The organism is Pseudomonas sp. BJa5, assembly GCF_030272875.2.
In the GTDB taxonomy this organism is placed as follows: domain Bacteria; phylum Pseudomonadota; class Gammaproteobacteria; order Pseudomonadales; family Pseudomonadaceae; genus Aquipseudomonas.
Window position 1 is genome coordinate 1 of sequence record NZ_JALRNG020000042.1, and the last position, 16,700, is coordinate 16,700.

At 61.8% G+C, this 16,700-nt stretch carries 18 protein-coding genes; 9 read left to right on the forward strand and 9 right to left on the reverse strand.

What is annotated here, in order from left to right; genetic code table 11:
* Positions 1 to 125: 125 nt before the first annotated feature.
* The gene (locus tag M2D63_RS21300; protein WP_285864998.1) at positions 126 to 1,430 is read right to left on the reverse strand and encodes an MFS transporter; all 1,305 of its coding nucleotides are present in this window, start codon (positions 1,428 to 1,430) and stop codon (positions 126 to 128) included.
* 262 nt (positions 1,431 to 1,692) lie between these two features.
* On the opposite strand from M2D63_RS21300, the gene M2D63_RS21305 reads away from it, so the two are divergent.
* The 3 genes from M2D63_RS21305 to M2D63_RS21315 all read left to right on the forward strand — a co-directional run bounded on the left by M2D63_RS21305 (position 1,693) and on the right by M2D63_RS21315 (position 4,083).
* On the forward strand, positions 1,693 to 2,856 hold the full coding sequence (locus M2D63_RS21305; RefSeq protein ID WP_285864999.1) for an iron-containing alcohol dehydrogenase: 1,164 nt from the start codon (positions 1,693 to 1,695) through the stop codon (positions 2,854 to 2,856).
* Between the two features lie 56 nt (positions 2,857 to 2,912).
* On the forward strand, positions 2,913 to 3,227 hold the full coding sequence (locus M2D63_RS21310) for an NIPSNAP family protein (RefSeq protein ID WP_285865001.1): 315 nt from the start codon (positions 2,913 to 2,915) through the stop codon (positions 3,225 to 3,227).
* Between the two features lie 70 nt (positions 3,228 to 3,297).
* Positions 3,298 to 4,083: an SDR family oxidoreductase gene (locus M2D63_RS21315; RefSeq protein ID WP_285865003.1), complete on the forward strand. Its 786-nt coding sequence runs from the start codon at positions 3,298 to 3,300 to the stop codon at positions 4,081 to 4,083.
* Positions 4,084 to 4,149: 66 nt separating this feature from the next.
* On the opposite strand, the gene M2D63_RS21320 is transcribed toward M2D63_RS21315, so the two are convergent.
* The 4 genes from M2D63_RS21320 to M2D63_RS21335 all read right to left on the reverse strand — a co-directional run bounded on the left by M2D63_RS21320 (position 4,150) and on the right by M2D63_RS21335 (position 8,262).
* The gene (locus M2D63_RS21320; RefSeq protein WP_285865004.1) at positions 4,150 to 4,947 is read right to left on the reverse strand and encodes an SDR family NAD(P)-dependent oxidoreductase; all 798 of its coding nucleotides are present in this window, start codon (positions 4,945 to 4,947) and stop codon (positions 4,150 to 4,152) included.
* Between the two features lie 86 nt (positions 4,948 to 5,033).
* The gene (locus tag M2D63_RS21325; protein ID WP_285865005.1) at positions 5,034 to 5,945 is read right to left on the reverse strand and encodes a LysR family transcriptional regulator; all 912 of its coding nucleotides are present in this window, start codon (positions 5,943 to 5,945) and stop codon (positions 5,034 to 5,036) included.
* 59 nt (positions 5,946 to 6,004) lie between these two features.
* Positions 6,005 to 7,177, reverse strand: a complete 1,173-nt coding sequence (locus M2D63_RS21330) for an MFS transporter (RefSeq protein ID WP_285865006.1) — start codon at positions 7,175 to 7,177, stop codon at positions 6,005 to 6,007.
* Positions 7,178 to 7,326: 149 nt separating this feature from the next.
* Positions 7,327 to 8,262, reverse strand: a complete 936-nt coding sequence (locus tag M2D63_RS21335; RefSeq protein WP_285865008.1) for a cyclase family protein — start codon at positions 8,260 to 8,262, stop codon at positions 7,327 to 7,329.
* A gap of 310 nt (positions 8,263 to 8,572) precedes the next feature.
* Here M2D63_RS21335 and M2D63_RS21340 point away from each other — a divergent pair, with 310 nt between their 5' ends.
* Positions 8,573 to 9,043 carry a GNAT family N-acetyltransferase gene (locus M2D63_RS21340; RefSeq protein WP_285865009.1) on the forward strand — a complete coding sequence of 157 codons (471 nt, stop codon included), beginning with the start codon at positions 8,573 to 8,575 and terminating at the stop codon, positions 9,041 to 9,043.
* 82 nt (positions 9,044 to 9,125) lie between these two features.
* On the opposite strand, the gene M2D63_RS21345 is transcribed toward M2D63_RS21340, so the two are convergent.
* Positions 9,126 to 9,464 carry a hypothetical protein gene (locus tag M2D63_RS21345; protein ID WP_285865010.1) on the reverse strand — a complete coding sequence of 113 codons (339 nt, stop codon included), beginning with the start codon at positions 9,462 to 9,464 and terminating at the stop codon, positions 9,126 to 9,128.
* Between the two features lie 237 nt (positions 9,465 to 9,701).
* Here M2D63_RS21345 and M2D63_RS21350 point away from each other — a divergent pair, with 237 nt between their 5' ends.
* The 5 genes from M2D63_RS21350 (at position 9,702) to M2D63_RS21370 (ending at position 12,885) form a co-directional block, all read left to right on the forward strand.
* Entirely contained in the window at positions 9,702 to 10,052 is a 351-nt protein-coding gene (locus M2D63_RS21350; RefSeq protein WP_285865011.1) for a DUF3147 family protein, read from the forward strand.
* A gap of 71 nt (positions 10,053 to 10,123) precedes the next feature.
* Entirely contained in the window at positions 10,124 to 10,417 is a 294-nt protein-coding gene (locus tag M2D63_RS21355) for a metal-sensing transcriptional repressor (protein ID WP_285865012.1), read from the forward strand.
* A gap of 173 nt (positions 10,418 to 10,590) precedes the next feature.
* Complete coding sequence (locus M2D63_RS21360) at positions 10,591 to 11,265, forward strand: MarC family NAAT transporter (protein WP_285865014.1); 675 nt, start codon at positions 10,591 to 10,593, stop codon at positions 11,263 to 11,265.
* A 230-nt stretch (positions 11,266 to 11,495) separates the two neighbouring features.
* Complete coding sequence (locus tag M2D63_RS21365) at positions 11,496 to 12,257, forward strand: hypothetical protein (protein ID WP_285865016.1); 762 nt, start codon at positions 11,496 to 11,498, stop codon at positions 12,255 to 12,257.
* Entirely contained in the window at positions 12,250 to 12,885 is a 636-nt protein-coding gene (locus M2D63_RS21370) for a hypothetical protein (protein WP_285865018.1), read from the forward strand. Before M2D63_RS21365 ends, M2D63_RS21370 begins: the two co-directional genes overlap by 8 nt.
* A gap of 144 nt (positions 12,886 to 13,029) precedes the next feature.
* Here the strand turns inward: M2D63_RS21370 and M2D63_RS21375 are convergent, their stop codons facing one another.
* The 3 genes from M2D63_RS21375 to M2D63_RS21385 form a co-directional block, all read right to left on the reverse strand.
* Positions 13,030 to 14,550: a HAMP domain-containing sensor histidine kinase gene (locus M2D63_RS21375; protein ID WP_285865019.1), complete on the reverse strand. Its 1,521-nt coding sequence runs from the start codon at positions 14,548 to 14,550 to the stop codon at positions 13,030 to 13,032.
* A gap of 180 nt (positions 14,551 to 14,730) precedes the next feature.
* Complete coding sequence (locus tag M2D63_RS21380; protein WP_285865020.1) at positions 14,731 to 15,624, reverse strand: polysaccharide deacetylase family protein; 894 nt, start codon at positions 15,622 to 15,624, stop codon at positions 14,731 to 14,733.
* The gene (locus M2D63_RS21385; protein ID WP_285865021.1) at positions 15,624 to 16,496 is read right to left on the reverse strand and encodes a GNAT family N-acetyltransferase; all 873 of its coding nucleotides are present in this window, start codon (positions 16,494 to 16,496) and stop codon (positions 15,624 to 15,626) included. The genes M2D63_RS21380 and M2D63_RS21385 overlap by 1 nt, the downstream gene beginning before the upstream one ends.
* Positions 16,497 to 16,700 lie beyond the last annotated feature (204 nt).

Below are 16,700 nucleotides of genomic sequence, written 5' to 3' on the forward strand. Positions count from 1 at the left end.
GGGGGGCGGGGGGTCCCCCTGGGGGGTTTGGGGTGGGTTTTTTTGGGGCTGGTTTTGGGGGGCATCGGCGGGCGCCCCCCCCCCCCCGCCTCCTGGGGGGGCCCCCCCCCGCGATGGGGTCGAACTCAGAACTGCCGCTCGCGATAGTCGATCAGGCTCGAGAACAGGGCAATCAGCAGCGCCGCGACGACAAAGAAGATCAAGGCGAAGAAATACTCGCCGGTGAACTGCACGATCAGGCCGATGACGATCGGCACCAGCACGCCTGCCATATTGCCGCAGAAGTTCATGGTCCCGCCCAGCACCCCGGTGCGCGAAGGGCCGCCGATGATCGCCGGCAGGCACCAGTACATGCCGCACCAGCGGATGAAGAACATCGCCACGCACAGCAGGGTGATCACCGGGCCCGTGCGGCTGACGAAGGCGGCGGCCAGGATGCACGCGGCGGCGACCAGCGCCGAGCCACTGAACATCGCGCGCATCACAAGGTTTGGCGAGGCGCCACTGGCGCGCCATTTGTCACCGATCCAGCCACCGATCAGCTCGCCGATGAAGCCGCACATGAAGATCAGGAAGGTCGCCCCGCCCATGGCCTTGATATCCAGGCCGTGGGCCTTGTGCAGGTAGCTGGGCATCCAGGTCAGCAAGCCGTAGAACACCGCGAGGATGCAGCTGTAGCCGGCGAACATGGCGAAGATCGAGCGGTCCTTGAGCAGCACGCGCAAAGGGATGCTGGCCCTGGCGGCAGCGGCGTGGGCGCTGGCGTTGCCGTCGGTGATGTGGCGCAGCTCGGCCTCGTTGACGCCCGGGTGTTCGCCAGGGTGGTTGCGGATGTACTTCCAGGCCAGGATGCCGGCCAGGATGGTGCCGACCCCGGCCACCACGAAGGCCAGGCGCCAGGAGCCGAGCCAGGCGATCAGCCCGGAGATCAGGATCGCCCCCAGGGCGCTGCCCAGGGGCGCGCCGCCATCCACCAGCACGGCGCCGCGACCACGTTCGTTGGGGGTGAGCCAGGCGCCGTTGAGCTTGGCGCCGGCGGGCATGATCGGCGACTCGGCCACGCCCAGGCCGATGCGTGTGAGCAGCAACACCAGCCAGTTGTGCGAGGCCGCGCCGAGGGCCTGGAAGGCGCCCCAGGCGATGGTCGCGGCACCGATGATGCCGCGGGTGTGGAAGCGGTCCAGCAACAGGCCGCCGGGAATCTGCATCAGCGCATACGACCAGAAGAACGCGCTGAGCATCAGCCCCTCCATGGCCGGCGTGAGGTTGAATTCCGGTGCGATCAGCGGCAGGGCCACCGACAGCGAGGCGCGGTCGATGTAGTTGATCGCGGTGAGCAGCAACAGGATCAGGAAGATGCGCCAGCGCACCGTGGTCATGGGGGCATCGGTATCCAGCGCCAGGGCAGCCGGGGAGGAGGTGGTCTTCATCGCAGTGCTCGTTGTTGTGGTTATGGGAGGCACATCGGGGCCGTGTGCGCTGCGATTGTTCGAGCCCCCGGCAGGCTGCGGGTAATGAAAAGAGCTGATCCGCAGATAGCGCCAGCTTATCGATAAGCCTGGGTTATCCCCGGATCAGCTCTTTTCATTATCCGGCGCCCGCCCACCACCCTAGATTGCCCAGGCACGGCCCGCCGCGACGCATGGCGGGTTGAACAAGAACAACACGGCTCCACGTGCCCGAGGATCTTCCATGAGCAACTTCCGGTTTCATTTCCCCACCCTCGTCCAGTGCGGTGAAGGCCTGGCCAACCAGGCCGGCGCGCTGCTCAAGCCCCATGTGCAGGGCGCGCTGCTGGTGGTCACCGACCAGGGCCTGATCGACGCCGGTATCCTGGGCGGCTTCTTTGCCTCCCTGGAGCAGGCCGGTATCGACTACCACCTGTTCTCGGCGGTAGAGGCCAACCCCGGCACTGACGTCCTCGACGCTGCCGTGAGGCTGTTGCGCGAGCATGATTGCCAGGCGGTGATCGGCGTAGGCGGCGGCAGCAGCATCGACACCGCCAAGGGCGTGGCCGCGATGGCCACCAACCCGGGCAACATTCTCGACTACGAGGGCTACGACCGGCTGGTCAACCCGCCACTGCCGATCTTCGCCATCCCGACCACCGCTGGCACCGGCAGTGAGTGCACCGCTTCCACGGTGTTCACCAACCAGCAGACCCTGTTCAAGACGGTGATCATCAGCCCGCAGCTGTTCCCGCGCCTGGCGATCCTCGACCCGGCGCTGACCCTCAAGCTGCCGCCCTCGATTACCGCCGCTACCGGCATGGACGCGCTGACCCACGCGATCGAGTCCTATGTCTCGCGCCAGGCCAACCCGATCAGCCAGGCCATGGCCCTGCAGGCGATCCGGCTGATCGCCGGCAACCTCGAAACGTGCTATTTCGTCGGCGAAGACATGGCCGCCCGCGAGCAGATGCTGCTGGGTTCGTTCCTGGCCGGGGTGGCCTTTTCCCAGTCCAAGCTGGGCAACGTCCACGCGATCTCCCACACCTTCGGTGGCGTGTTCAACATCCCCCACGGCATCGCCAACGCCGCGCTGCTGCCTTATGTGATCCAGTTCAACCTGCCGGCCTGCCCGGAGCGTTTTCGCGACATCGCCATCGCCCTGGGCGCTGATGTCACCGGCATGAGTGTGGAGCAGGCCGCAGCCTGCACCGTGGCGCGGGTGGTGGCGCTGAACCGCGCCATGGGCATTCCCGGCACCATTCGCGAACTGGGTGTGGACCTTGAGTACCTGGCGCAAATGGTCAGCGACTCCATGCGCAGCGGCAACATCCGGGTCAACCCGCGCCTGACCACGGCCCGCGATGTCGAGCGGCTGATCACCGATGCCTACCACGGCAACCTCTGACCCCCTAAACCCCTGCGTGCCCGACGACGGGCACGCCTGTCCAGGAAGTGCTGTCCATGTTCTATGAAATGCGTACCTACACCCTGCACATCGGCAAGATGAAGGAGTACCTCGAACACTTCGAAAAAGAAGGCCTGCCGGTGATCTCGCGCTACACCACCCTGGTGGGCTGGTGGTACACCGAGATTGGCGAACTCAACCAGGTGGTGCACATCTGGGCCTATGAGAGCCTGGACGAGCGCATCCAGCGCCGCGCCGCGCTGTACGACGACCGCGACTGGCTTGAGCGCTTCATTCCCAAGGCCTTCCCCATGCTGGTGCGCATGGAGTCCAAGCTGCTGATGCCGGCGGCATTCTCGCCGATCAAATGATCGGCGATTTCCTTGTCACAGGAGCGCTACACGCGAGTACCCTGATGACTCACTCAACATGGAGCCGATCATGGATCTAGGTATCAACGGCCGCTGGGCCATTGTCTGCGCCGCCAGCCAGGGGCTGGGCAAGGGCTGCGCCGAAGCCCTGGCGGGCGCGGGCGTCAACCTGGTGATCAATGCGCGTACCGCTGCCACCCTGGAGCAGACGGCGGCCGAGCTGCGTGGTCGCTTCCCGGCCATCGAGGTGCGCACGGTGGTGGGCGATGTGGCCGAACCTGGGGTGCGCCAGGCCCTGCTGGGCGCCTGCCCGCAGGTCGACATCCTGGTCAACAATGCCGGCGGCCCGCCACCCGGGGACTTTCGTGACTGGGAGCGGGAGGACTGGCTCAAGGCGCTGGACGCCAACATGCTCACACCTATCGAGCTGATCAAGGCGGTGGTGGACGGCATGGCCGAGCGCGGTTTTGGCCGGGTGGTAAACATCACCTCCGGTGCAGTGAAGGCGCCGATCGACATCCTCGGGTTGTCCAATGGCGCCCGTAGCGGTCTGACCGGTTTCATCGCAGGTCTTGCTCGCCAGCAACGCCTGGCCGGACGCAACGTGACGCTGAACAACCTGCTGCCAGGTGCGTTCGACACCGCACGGCTGCAGAAGACCCTGCAGGCCGCCAGCCAGGCCGGCGGTGACCTGCAGGCGACCACCCAGGCACGCCGCCAGGCGATTCCGGCGGCGCGGTTCGGCAAGGCCGAGGAGTTCGGGGCGTATTGCGCGTTCCTGTGCAGCGCCCATGGCGGGTACATCACCGGGCAGAACCTGCTGATCGATGGCGGGGCTTATCCGGGGACATTCTGAGAAAGCTATCGCGGGGCAAGCCCGCTCCTACAGGGGACGTAGGAGCGGGCTTGCCCCGCGATGAGGTCAGATCGCCAGACTGTCGACCACCCCACCATCGACCCGCAACGCCGCGCCGGTGGTAGCGGAGGAGAAAGGCGAGGCGAGGTACACCACCAGGTGGGCGACTTCGTCGACCTCGGCCGCACGCTGGATGATCGAGCTCGGACGGGCGGTGCGCACGAAGTGGTCGGCCTCTTCGCGGATGCTGCGCCCGGAGGCCTTGGCGGCGTCGGCCACCATGGCGGCGACACCATCGGTCAGGGTCGGTCCGGGCAGTACCGCGTTGACGGTGACGCCAGTGCCCGCCAAACGCTTGGCCAGACCGTGGGAGACAGCGAGGTTGGCGCTCTTGGTCACGCCGTAGTTGATCATGTCGGCAGGGATGGCCACGCCTGATTCGGAGGAAATGAACAGGATCCGTCCCCAGCCTTTCTCGACCATTCCCGGGGCGTAATGGCGCGCCAGGCGCACACCGGACAGTACGTTGGTTTCGTAGAAGCGGGCCCACTCGCTGTCGGCTGCCTCGAAGAAGTCGACGTTGTCGTAGATGCCCAGGTTGTTGACCAGGATGTCGGCCGCGGGGTGGGCGGCGAACAGGGTTTGGGCACCGGCGGCGGTACCCAGGTCGGCGATCAAACCATGCACCTGGCCACGTCCGCCCTGGGCGCTCAGTTCGGCCAGGGCGGCGTCCACCGATTTCTGGCTGCGGCCGGCGATGACCACGTCGGCATGGGCGCGGGCCAGGCCGCGGGCGATGGCCAGGCCGATACCGCCGGTCGAGCCGCTGATGATGGCGGTGCGTCCGCCGAGGTCGATGTTCATGGAAAGGCTCCTGTGGTTGAGTTGCATCGATGGGAGCCATGCTAGTGAGGCGGTCTAAGACTGTAAAAGACGGAATTAGACTGAGTTCAGACCTCTGGGGTCTTTTCGGCCAGCGCCAGCACCCGCTCGCGAAATACGCCCACGATCGGCCGCAGGTCTACCCGATGCCAGGCCGCCCACAGCCGCACGCAAGGCCTGAACCAGTCTAGCTGGCGCAGCACCACCGTGGGGCCGGCACTGGCCGACAGGCTGCTTTGCACCATGGCCAGGCCCAGCCCGGCCGACACCAGCCCGAGCACGCTCAACGGGTCGGTCGCCTCCAGCGACAGGCGCGGGGTGAAGCCGGCATCGGCGCAGCGGGCGATGAAGTCATCGCGCTTGTTGATCTGGTCGGGCTGGCCGCCGGTGATGATCCACTCCTGTTCATGCAGGTCGGCGGGGGTCAGCTCGGCGCGGCTCGCCAGCGGGTGCTCGGCGGGGATGGCCAGCAGCATGGGATCTTCAAGCACTGGCTGGGCCAGCAGGTCGGGGTCGTTGGCAGGCGGTGGCTCACAGACCAGGGCGATGTCCAGGCTGCGCTGGCGCAGGCCTTCGAACTGCTCGCCCGGGGTCATGTTGTAGAGGGCGATATGGATCTGCGGACGTTCGCCGCGGATCGCCCGCACCGCGCCGGGCAGCACGCCGGCATGGATGGCGTGGTTGACGTAGCCGATGCACAGGCCGCCTTCCTCGCCACGGCCCAGGCGCTTGCCCAGCGACTCCAGGCGCTCGGCGTGCTTGAGCAGGCCGCGCGCCTCGGACAGGAAGGTGCGCCCGTCGGCGGTCAGGAACAGGCGCTGGTTGCGCCGTTCGAACAGGGCAAGGCCCAGGTTGTCCTCGAGCTGGGCGATCTGCCGGCTCAGGGGCGATTGGGAGATATGCAGCTGCTCCGCCGCGCGGCCGACGTTCTCACATTCGGCGACGGCGACGAAGTAGCGCAACTGACGTAGATCTTGCATGGAACCTCCAGGGGACTGCTCCACGTTTTACCCGGGCAGTCCCCACTTGGCTAGCCTGTTCAGGCGGTTTCGCCCAGTGCCTTGGCCGCGGCCTTGTCGCGCCCGCCCAGCCACACCAGCAACAAGCCGCCCGCGGCCAGCAGGCCGCCGGCGACCGGAATGGCCGCATAGCCCAGGTCCAGGCTGATGACCGCGCCACCCAGCGCCGCGCCTACCGCGTTGCCGAGGTTGAACGCACCGACGTTGATCGAGGAGGCCAGGCCCGGGGCCTCGGCGGCGGCGATCATCACGCGCATCTGTAGCGGTGGTACCACGGCGAAGGTAAACACGCCCCACACCAGCAAGGCCAGGGCGGCGCCCAGGTGACTGCCCAGCACCAGCGGCATCAGCACCATGATCAAGGCCAGCACGCCGAGGAAGATCCGCGCCGAGCCGTCCAGCGACCAGTCGGCCAGGCGACCGCCGAGGCTGTTGCCGATGGTGAAGCCTACGCCGATCAGCACCAGGCCCAGGGTGACGAAACTGTCCGAGGCGCCGGTCAGTTCGGCCAGCACCGGGGCTACGTAGGTGTACAGGGTGAACATGGCGCCGGCGCCGAGCACGGTGGTGGCTAAGGCCTGCAGCACGTTCGGCCGGGCGATCACCGCCAGTTCGCGGCGTACATCGGGCACGCTGCCGCGCTCACCCTTGGGCAGGGCGTACCACAGCGCGGCCATGGCCAGGATGCCGAGCAGCGCAGTGCCGGCAAAGGCCAGGCGCCAGCCGACCTGCTGGCCGATCCAGGTGGCGGCCGGCACACCGCCGATGTTGGCGATGGTCAGGCCCATGAACATGGTGGCGATGGCGCTCGCCTGTTTCTCACGGGGCACCACGCTGGCCGCCACCACCGCACCCAGGCCGAAGAAGGCGCCGTGGTTGAGGCTGGTGACCAGGCGCGAGGCGAGCAGGGTGGCATAGCCTGGCGACAGGGCCGAGAGCAGGTTGCCGAGGGTGAAGATGGCCATCAGCGCGATCAGCGCACCGCGCTTGCCGAAGCGGCTGAACAGCAAGGTCATGATCGGTGCGCCGAGCATCACGCCGACGGCATAGGCCGTCACCAGCATGCCGGCGCTGGGGATGCTGACGCCGACGCCATCGGCGATCACCGGCAGCAGGCCCATGGGGGCGAATTCGGTGGTACCGATGCCGAAGGCACCGATGGCCAGGGCGAACAGGACGTGTCCGGGTTTCATCAAGGGGCTCCAGGGGGGCGGATTCGGTCAGAGGGCCTTCCATTTGCGGGAAGGCCATTTCGGATGCGTGCAGTATCGCCACCTTGCGGGGGTGGATTAAGTCACGGCCGCGCCAATGACCTTTGCCTGCACGTCACGAATCGCTGAAATCAGTGGATCGCCACCGGGTTGATATTGACCTGGGTCGAGCCCTTGTACAGCGGCTGGCCCAGCACGAACAGGAACTCGAAGGCCTTGTCGCGCACCAGCGCACGGGTGTCGATCAGCTCCAGGTTGTAGATGCCGCGCTTGGCCAGCATGAACTGGTTGACCGGAAACTCTTCGCCCGTGGGGTTCGGGTACACCTCCGAGGCCCAGGTATCACCGCCGAAGGCGACGATGCCCTGGTCCGCCAGCCATTGCGCGGCCCCCAGGTCGATGCCAGGCTCGGTGGCGAGGAACTGCTGGTTGTCCTTGCCGATCAGCTCCAGCCAGCCGGTGTTGAACAGCACCACGTCGCCCTTGCGCAGGGTGATGCCTTGCTTCTTCAGCACGGCCTTGACGTCGTCCACGGTGAACGCCGTGCCGCCGGGGACGATGGCCTTGCCGTAGTAGGCGGTCATGTCCAGCACCACGCCGCGGGTCACCATCGGCGGCACCTTCTCCACACCCAGCTTGCTTACACCTTCGACGGTGACGAAGTCGGCCGCCTTGTTGCCGTTGTAGTAGACGTTGTCGATACCGATGTGGCCGATACCGTTGAGCTGGGTGCCGACGCCGGTCCAGCCGTTGACCAGCTCATCGTTGAAGCTGAACTTGTTCTTGCCCAGGGTCTGGCCGGCCTGTTCTCCAGGCTGGATGTTGTACAGGTGGAAGCTGCGGTGGCGGAAGGCGGGCAGGTCCTTGCTCACGGGCACGGCGAGGGGGTAGGTCTTGCCGGTCTTGACCAGGCCGACGGCCTGCTTGACCACCTCGGGGGTGAGCAGGTTGGCGGCGCCGATCTCGTCGTGCTGGCCGTAGGGTGAGGTTTGCCAGTCGGTGGCCAGGGCGGCCTGGGTGGTGGTGGCCAGGGCAGCGGCGAGGAGCAGGGGCTTGAAGAAGGTCATCCGGGTTCTCCTGAACGGGAAATTTGGTCAGGCGCGGATTCTGGGTGCAGGCGAGGGGCGGAAAAAGCGCTGCGGGGGACAATGACTTTTGCCTGTGGAGCACGAGCAGGTAAATCGTTCCTCACTGTCCGGCGGTAGGCAAATGGTCTGGCCTCGGCGCATAAACTGGATGGGTCGACCATGCCAGTTGCGCGCTATAAATCAACGGCCAAGCGGGCTGATACCACTTGGCGTCGGTCCGCACCGGATAGGCACGAGGCTGGTATCGACACCTTTCAATCAGCGTTTCTACAGTCATTAAGGATTGAACATGACCGCCGTAAAACAGGGTTTATCGGTTCGCCCGGTAGCGCAAAAGGACTTCGAACAGTGGTGCGAGTATTGGGCTCAGTACCAGGCGTTCTACAAGGTGGATGTGGGCATGGAGACGACCAGGCTGACCTGGGCGCGGTTCTTCGACCCAAGCGAACCGGTGCATTGTGCGGTCGCCTCGGACGGCGAGCGGATCTACGGTTTCGTCAACTTCGTGTTCCATCGCTCGACCTGGGGCCGCAATGACTTCTGCTACCTGGAAGATCTCTACGTAGACCCAGGCGCACGGGGCCGGATGATCGGCAAGCAGCTGATCGAGCATGTGCAAGGACAGGCGCAGGAAAGGCATTGCGACCGGCTGTACTGGCACACCCAGGAGAGCAACCAGACCGCCCAGCGGCTGTACGACTGGATTGCCGAAAAGCCGGGCGTCATCGAATACCGAATGGCGCTGGATGCCACTGCGTAAACGGCGCAGGGTGGATCGCCCCCGGCTCCAAAGGCTGCCGGACCGGGGGCGACGAGGTTTCCGCCGACGGGCAGGGCGGCGCTCAGCTCAATTGCGCAATCAGCACCGCATTGGAATAGATCAGGCTGCCGTCACTGGCGCGATGCCCGACCAGATGGAACTGGCCGCGCTCTTCATCGCTCAGGTAGACGCGTAGACGGCAGTCGGACAATGGCCCGTATCCCTCCGGCATGACCAGGTTCATCGCCTCCATATCGACATCTACCATGGTTTCAGGCTCGTGGCTCTGCTGCAGGCGCTCTTCGGCCTGTTCCAGTGCCCTGTGGACAGGGCCTGCGATGTCGAAGTGTATGTCGCCCACCGGGGTGGATCGTTGCTCGCCGCTGCCTTTGCACCAGCCTTCGATCGTCAGGGTACTCATGGCGAATCCTCATGATGTAGACCGTTTTTGATCACTGCTGAAGGTGTTGACCGCGAGGGATGTCGAATCGTTCCTGATATTCCGGGGGCATCGGTCTGGCCTGTGTCAATCGACTACCTGTGGGATAGCAAGGCGCTGAGGCGGCACCTCGCGTTTGATCGCATCCCCCCTGGGGGGATATGATCGGCACTATTTCCGAAGTGGATTGACTGTCTCGGCGTTAGGGCGGAAGCGGCCATGGCCTGGATTATCACGAAGTACCTGTTAACCGCTGGGATCGTAGTCGTGGTGTCCGAGCTGGCCAAGCGCAGCGACAAGCTGGGCGGCTTGGTGGCGGCGCTTCCGTTGGTGACAGTTTTGACGCTGATCTGGCTGTACGTCGAACACCAGAGCCAGGAAAAGATCGCCAATCACGCTTGGTACACCTTCTGGTACGTAGTGCCGACACTTCCCATGTTCCTGGCCTTTCCACTGCTGCTCCCGCGCCTGGGATTCTGGCCGACGCTGGTCGGTTGCATCCTCATCACCATGGCCTGTTTTGGGCTGTTCGCCTTGTTCGTGCGGCGCTTCGGCATCGAACTGCTCTGAGGCGCTCGGCTTGCATGAGGCATCCCCTCCTGGGGGATACTCGCCCATTGCCACACACATAGGACCTGAACATGGGCAGAACCGAAGCCCCGCATGAGCACACTCACCAATCGCACGTTGCCATCGTCAAACGGCTGAAGCGCGCGCAAGGACATTTGCGTAGCATCATCACCATGATCGAGAGCGAGCGCGCCTGCGTGGACATCGCACAGCAGTTGCACGCAGTGGAAAAAGCCATCTGCCAGGCCAAGCGCACACTGATCCAGGACCACATCGACCATTGCCTCGAAGACACCGTAGGTGCCGTCGTCAGTAGAGCAAGAGGGTCTCTGGAAGAGTTCAAGCAGATCACCAAATATCTCTAAGGCTGGCTCGGCCCGCTTTCCTCGGCCTTTGCCGCCGCCGCTTCGTTTTACTGGCGGTGCTTTCAAGCTACGTATGGCCAAGCAGGAGTTGGACTACTCTTTGCAGGTGGCAGTCGCTGGACAGTATCTTGCCTAAACTGGAAATCGGTCAGCCATTTCTAGGATCACTTCGTATGAACATACTACTTGACGCCGTTGTGCTAGGAATACTGGCACTACTACCGCTGATCAATCCCCCTACTACAGTCGCCCTTTTTTTAGCGCTTTCCAAAGGGCTCAGCCGAGAAGAAAAGTACAAACAGGCATTTTTGACTTCGCTATACGTGTTTACCATCATGCTGCTCACCTACTATGTAGGTGAATTTATTATGGGGGCTTTTAAAATATCTATACCGGGCTTGCGCATTGCAGGTGGCGGAATTCTCGTCATCATAGGCTCGAAAATGCTATTCCCGCAGCCGCGCCAGCCATCCTCCTCTAATTTCAGCGATGAAGAACGAACCAGCTTTGCCTTCATTCCTTTAGCAATGCCAAGCACCGCTGGCCCAGGTACAATCGCTATGATTATCAGTGCATCTGCCACTATTAAACACAGCGTGTCGTTTCCTTATTGGGTCGTGCTGATAGCGCCTCCGTTGATTTTTCTTTCAGTCTCTTTGATTCTCTGGGGCTGTCTTCGCGCTTCTGATTTGATTATGAAATTCACCGGGCAGTCAGGTATTGATGCTACGTCACGTATAATGGGTTTTTTGCTCGTGTGCATGGGTGTGCAGTTTGCTATTAACGGAATGATCGAGATCGTACAAACGGTCATCGACACGAACGCAGAATTACTTCGCTCTCCGTAAAGCAGGCTGGTCGAGTCTGGTCGTACATCAACGGGATTCAAAGAAGTCCGGGGGCGATTTACGCGTCGTTTATTGGGGAAATGCACAAAGTGACTTGACGCCAGACGCCAAGGTTGCACTATGTCCCGCGCGCTATCTTCGTCTCCCCAGCGCGGCGGGGTGCGCAGGATACTGGCTGACTTCTGCTTGGCGGCTGCGCCCGAGTGAAGTTCACATTCAAGGAGTAACGTGTGCTGCACGCTATAACGCACAACAAATCCCGTGTATATCAGCGTTACCTGGGGCATCGAGAACCTGGCGAAAAGAGAGTCTCGGAGGAAGATGAGATCACCGCCTTAGTCATGGGGCCGTTGGCCTTCCTGCCTGTCAGCGCGATTGGCGCATTCTGGATGGCGCTCGCGAAAAAGGGAAAACCAGAAGCGTTCCCTGAGGGGCCGGTGGCACATGCAGAAATGAGATTCTGGCCCAGAAACAATCGAATCGAACCGGATATGTTGGTCGAGCTGTGGTGGGGGGCGGAGAAGTGGTCGCTACTGATCGAATTCAAGTGGAGGGCTCCCTTGAGTGGTGACGACCAACTCCATAAGCAATGGAACAACTTTCTGTCGGAGGATGAGCAGAAACGAGCCTTGCACATCTTCATTGCCCCTGAGACCAGCGCAGGTATCGAAGCAAAAGGCCGAGACGACATATGGAAAGGCCGCCTTCTACTTCGATCTTGGTACGAAGTATTGAATACTTTGCATGAGTTGAAGAGTTCAGAGTTACTCTTGTATCGTTGGTCCGAAGAGGTGATTTGTTTCCTCGAAAAGCTAGGGATTCGCCCTTTTTGTGGTTTCAAGGAACTTGGCGCGCTGGAATTGGCGCCGCAGAGAACTGAAATTTTCTGGAGGGGCTTCGATGGTTTTGCTGATCTGCAAACGCCTGAAGCGCCCTCAGTGAACGTCTCGCAACAAATATTTTTTTCTGCAGCAGGAGGCCGTCATGGCTGATATCGGCAAGTCTATTTCCGAGTGTATCTCCTTCATTTCCAAAGTCGGCGCAGAGTGTGAGGTCCTCGCTTTGTTGTTGAAGCAGGAACTCAATAGCCTGCTGAGCAACGGGTCGGTCAGAAAGCACGTTGTAGCAGGACCATGGGAAGAGTCGTCTTTGACGGACAGCAATCAATGGGTATACACCGACATTGCATACTCTCTGCCCGTAATCATAAAGCCCAAACGCACGATTGGCGCGTACCTGAGTTTCCAGATCAGTTTCGTGGGGACTGGCATTGCGGCAATAGATAACAATCAACCGCTCCTGCACGTAGGCTTCTGGTCCAAGGCCGTAGATTTTGACGAGTGTTGGATGGGGTTCCCCCTGGATGATTCACCGCGAACCCTCGAACACGGTCAGTTGTTCAGATGGACAACGACCGGTGAAAACGTGAGCGAGTGGGTCTATAGCCTCCGTCTTGCAGAGATGAATACGATGCAAGATATCCAAGAGAAGATCGTGGCCCCGGTAACGGCGCTTCTATTGGGTGAAAGCGCCGTGGATGCCTTCGCTGGCACAGCCAAAAGTATTGTCCGCTACTGCGAAGTCGAAGGCTCACCAGGACAGTATCGTGTGGTCCAGTGAGTAGTTTTCTTTGGGGAAAACTACGAGTTGCTTGACGTGTGCTAAATCACCAAAAGCCGAGGTTCGTGGTCAGTCCCTGATGAATCAAAAGGTATGACTGCTTGTGGCCGCAAGCAGTCGTTCGTGATTGACTGCTTTGCGACACTAGACACTGTCTGCCATCCGAAAGCACAAGTTGACGGTTGTCCCTTTGTTCTTGCTACTGGTCAGGCTGGCGTGGCCGCCAAAACGCTGCATTATCAATTTCACCAGCATCAAGCCGATTCCAAATCCTCCCTGTTTGATCGCGCAACGAGGCCGAAACAACGCTTTCTGCTGGGCGGCGGTCAATCCCTTGCCGGTGTCATGAAGTACTATGCTCAAGCGCTTGAACGAGCGCTGATTGATATCTATGTACAACGTCCCCCCGTCTGGCATCGCATCGATCGCATTGGACACCAGGCTGTCCAGTATCTGAACGAGCAACTGGTGATGACCTGTGACCGGCAGCGTGCTGCTTGCTGAAAATTCCACATGCACGTTGGCGCTGCTCAATGGCAGTTCAAAGTTGCGCAGGGTCTCAAGCACGGCCTCTACCGGATCGACCTTGCCGATTTCACCCTTCAGCGAGGTGGACGCAACATGCAGTTCCCTGATCCATTCCGATATGCGATCGACTTGATTGATGATGTCCCCGATGTTTTTGCCGGCGGCCTGGCTCCCGACTTCCAGGGCCAGCTCGGCACTGGAGCGGACCGCGGCGAGGGGGTTGCGCAGGTTGTGAGCCACTGCGCTGGTCACTTCGTTGAGCAAGGTGGCCATTTCGTTGTCGATGTTTTGTTGGGTCCTCGCCGGAAATACGTTGCCAAGCTTACCCATAAAGGAGAGCAGGCCCAGATAGATCAAGGCGGTACCAATGGAACAGGCGAGCCACACCAGCAGGTAACCCGATCGGGTACTGGTCAGCCATCCGGGGGGCTCTGTATAGAATTCAACGACCGAGGGTACTTCCCCCGCGGTATTGACCAGCGGGATGTAATTCTCGATGAACATGCTGCTTGGCTGTCGAGTGAACTGCTGCTCGTTACGACTTTCCTTTACCTGGTGGTAGCTGGCAACGACGCTATCCTTGCTGGACTCAGTGCTCTCGAGTTCCTCGTTGCCGGGAAATTGCTGGCCGATCAGTTTTGGATTGCTGGACCAGATAATGACTTTGTCGGGCGCATAAACGTTGATTAACAGCGTTTCCGACTGACTGGCAATATTGCTCAGGCTCTGAAAAAACAGATGGCGTGACTTCTGGCGATTGGCCTGGGCTTCTTGCGGCAAGCCGCTGTCGGCACGCGAGTCAAGTATGTCGCTGGTCTGGTACCCCGCCAGCCCCATGCTACTGGTATCCACGGCGCCCAAGGCCTGGATGAACTTGGCAGTGAGGGCAGTGTTTTGCTGGGTGCTTGTGCTGATGATCAAGCTGGTAGCAATAAGTCCGAATAGAGTGGCGACTAAAAATATACGGGGGGCGATGGGCAGTGAGAGTCGTTCGCTCACTTTGAGTTTCGCCCAAAGCGAGGCAATGCCTTTGCCAGGTAGCAAGGCAAGATTCCATGGCATTCGGCGCATAAGGGAATCTTTTGCAACCGGCGTCTCGCTGATTGTCGACGGGTTTCTCTCGTGAGTTTGCTGCATGTGCTTCACACCTTGTGGTCTTGAGAGAACAATTGGCAATTTCGCTCAGGGAATAAGCACGCGGCATGCCAGGCTCGATAGCCCATGGCGGCCGGGCTCAGGCTCAGGCGCACCCAAGGCGTTACCCATAAAATCCCCTCATTTGGGGGTTTTTGGGTTTTACACCACCCGATTGGGGGCTCAGGCGGGGAATTGGGCTATCCAGTGCCTGGCAATCTCTTCGCGCCGGCAGATCCACACCGCGTCGTGGCCTTGTACGTAATCGAGAAAGCGCGCCAGCGCCATCGCACGACCAGGATGGCCACTGATGCGCCCATGCAGGCCGACGCTCATCATCTTCGGGTGTTGCGCGCCCTCCAGCCACAGCAGGTCGAAAGCATCCTTGAGCAGCCGGAAGAAGTCATCACCGCAGGCGAAACCGTTCGACAGCAGGTAGCGGGCGTCGTTGTTGACCAGTGTGTACGGGATCACCAGGTGGGCGGGCGCCCCAGGGAGCCAATAGGGCAGATCGTCGTTGTAGGCGTCCGAGCTATAGAGAAACCCACCTTCCTCGCGCAACAGGCGGCGGGTGTTCTGGCTGACCCTTCCGGTGTACCAGCCTACAGGGCGTTTACCGCAGATCTGTTCGATCACGTCGCGGGTGAGCGCGATATGGCGCCGCTCCTGGTCTTCAGGCATATCGCGATAGTCCAGCCAGCGGTAGCCATGCCCGGCAATCTCATGCCCGGCAGCGCAGAGCGCCTGGCCAATCGCCGGGGTAAGTTCCAGTGCCCGGCCCACGGCGAAGGCGGTCAGCGCCAGGCCTCGGACCCTGAACAACTCCAGGATGCGCCACACCCCCGCACGCGATCCGTATTCGTACATGCCCTCGACGCTCAAGTCCGCTTCCCCCACACGCGGCGGGCGGCCCGGTAGCTCGTGAAGCCAGGCCTCCGACTGTGCATCGCCATTGAGGATGCACGACTCCGCGCCTTCTTCGATGTTGAGTACGAACTGGATCGCGACGCGCGCCTCACCGGGCCATCGTGGATGGGGTGGGCGGCCGCCGTAACCGATGAGATCGCGAGCGGCCATCAGCCCAGCTCGAACGTGGTGACGCCGAACACCCGTTCGTGCGCGATCGGCGGAGGAGGGCCGAGGTACATGCGTGCGCAGCCGAACACCTCGCTCATGCCCTGTTGCTGCACCAGCGCCATGGCGGCGGGATTATTTTCCGGGGCATCGAGAAACAGCGGGCCACCCTGGGCAAATTGCGCCAGGCGTGCGTAGAGGGCATTGGCGGCCAAGGCGTCATCGGCGAACAACGGGCCGATCTTGCAGCCTTCCCGGCAGCGCCTTGCTACGCCATAGCCGCTTAGCCTGCCGTCGCGCCGGCAACCCACGGCGAGTGCATCGGCCTGGGCTATCCACCCGTTCAGGAAGGTTGCGCGCGGGGCGGGGAAGCAGGTGCGGTCGTAATCGACCAGCTGATCGAAAGGGACGCTGGTCAACGGCACAATGTCCTGGTCGTCTACCGGCGAGATCGTTGGGCGTTCGCTGCTGTTGGTACGAAAACGCAGGTTGCGATGGGAGAAGACGAAGCCACCCTTGGCGTAGTAGTCCTGCATGGCGAAGACGCCATCCATGCCGATGCTCGCGCCTGGGCGCAAGCGGGCGAGGAGTCGCTCGCGGCGTGCGTGCCAGAGGGTATTGCCCAGGCCTTGACCGCGATATTCAGGGCGGACGATAAAAAAGCCCATGAAACCGAATTCGCCGTTGTAGGAGGTGATGGCACCGCCCCCGATCAATTCGCCGCCCAGGGACGCGGCGATGAAGGCTTCAGGGTCGGTAGCCCAGAACAGCCCGGCATCGTGAAGGCCGGGATTCCAACCCTCACGGGCAGCCCAATCGACGAGCTGGTCCAGCTCGGGACGGGTCATGTTGCGTATGACCAGCTGATTCGACACCGCGAAGTTCTCCTCGGTCGTTAATCGAGCGTGTGGTCCATCCTCCACTCTGAACCCTTTGGGTATAGCTTCAACCCGGGTATTGAGCCAGGCCGTCCCGTCACCTGCAGGGGCCGAGACGGCCCGCGAATCAGTAAACAGGCCACCTTCGGGTGGCCTTTTGGCACTTGCGGGCAATACTTCTCTGTACAGGCGGCATGTCGC

What these genes read in the sequence shown, in the direction of transcription:
- M2D63_RS21300 (WP_285864998.1), bottom strand. Translation starts at nt 1,430, where the DNA reads ATGAAGACCACCTCCTCCCCGGCTGCCCTGGCGCTGGATACCGATGCC.
- M2D63_RS21305 (WP_285864999.1), top strand. Translation starts at nt 1,693, where the DNA reads ATGAGCAACTTCCGGTTTCATTTCCCCACCCTCGTCCAGTGCGGTGAA.
- M2D63_RS21310 (WP_285865001.1), top strand. Translation starts at nt 2,913, where the DNA reads ATGTTCTATGAAATGCGTACCTACACCCTGCACATCGGCAAGATGAAG.
- M2D63_RS21315 (WP_285865003.1), top strand. Translation starts at nt 3,298, where the DNA reads ATGGATCTAGGTATCAACGGCCGCTGGGCCATTGTCTGCGCCGCCAGC.
- M2D63_RS21320 (WP_285865004.1), bottom strand. Translation starts at nt 4,947, where the DNA reads ATGAACATCGACCTCGGCGGACGCACCGCCATCATCAGCGGCTCGACC.
- M2D63_RS21325 (WP_285865005.1), bottom strand. Translation starts at nt 5,945, where the DNA reads ATGCAAGATCTACGTCAGTTGCGCTACTTCGTCGCCGTCGCCGAATGT.
- M2D63_RS21330 (WP_285865006.1), bottom strand. Translation starts at nt 7,177, where the DNA reads ATGAAACCCGGACACGTCCTGTTCGCCCTGGCCATCGGTGCCTTCGGC.
- M2D63_RS21335 (WP_285865008.1), bottom strand. Translation starts at nt 8,262, where the DNA reads ATGACCTTCTTCAAGCCCCTGCTCCTCGCCGCTGCCCTGGCCACCACC.
- M2D63_RS21340 (WP_285865009.1), top strand. Translation starts at nt 8,573, where the DNA reads ATGACCGCCGTAAAACAGGGTTTATCGGTTCGCCCGGTAGCGCAAAAG.
- M2D63_RS21345 (WP_285865010.1), bottom strand. Translation starts at nt 9,464, where the DNA reads ATGAGTACCCTGACGATCGAAGGCTGGTGCAAAGGCAGCGGCGAGCAA.
- M2D63_RS21350 (WP_285865011.1), top strand. Translation starts at nt 9,702, where the DNA reads ATGGCCTGGATTATCACGAAGTACCTGTTAACCGCTGGGATCGTAGTC.
- M2D63_RS21355 (WP_285865012.1), top strand. Translation starts at nt 10,124, where the DNA reads ATGGGCAGAACCGAAGCCCCGCATGAGCACACTCACCAATCGCACGTT.
- M2D63_RS21360 (WP_285865014.1), top strand. Translation starts at nt 10,591, where the DNA reads ATGAACATACTACTTGACGCCGTTGTGCTAGGAATACTGGCACTACTA.
- M2D63_RS21370 (WP_285865018.1), top strand. Translation starts at nt 12,250, where the DNA reads ATGGCTGATATCGGCAAGTCTATTTCCGAGTGTATCTCCTTCATTTCC.
- M2D63_RS21375 (WP_285865019.1), bottom strand. Translation starts at nt 14,550, where the DNA reads ATGCAGCAAACTCACGAGAGAAACCCGTCGACAATCAGCGAGACGCCG.
- M2D63_RS21380 (WP_285865020.1), bottom strand. Translation starts at nt 15,624, where the DNA reads ATGGCCGCTCGCGATCTCATCGGTTACGGCGGCCGCCCACCCCATCCA.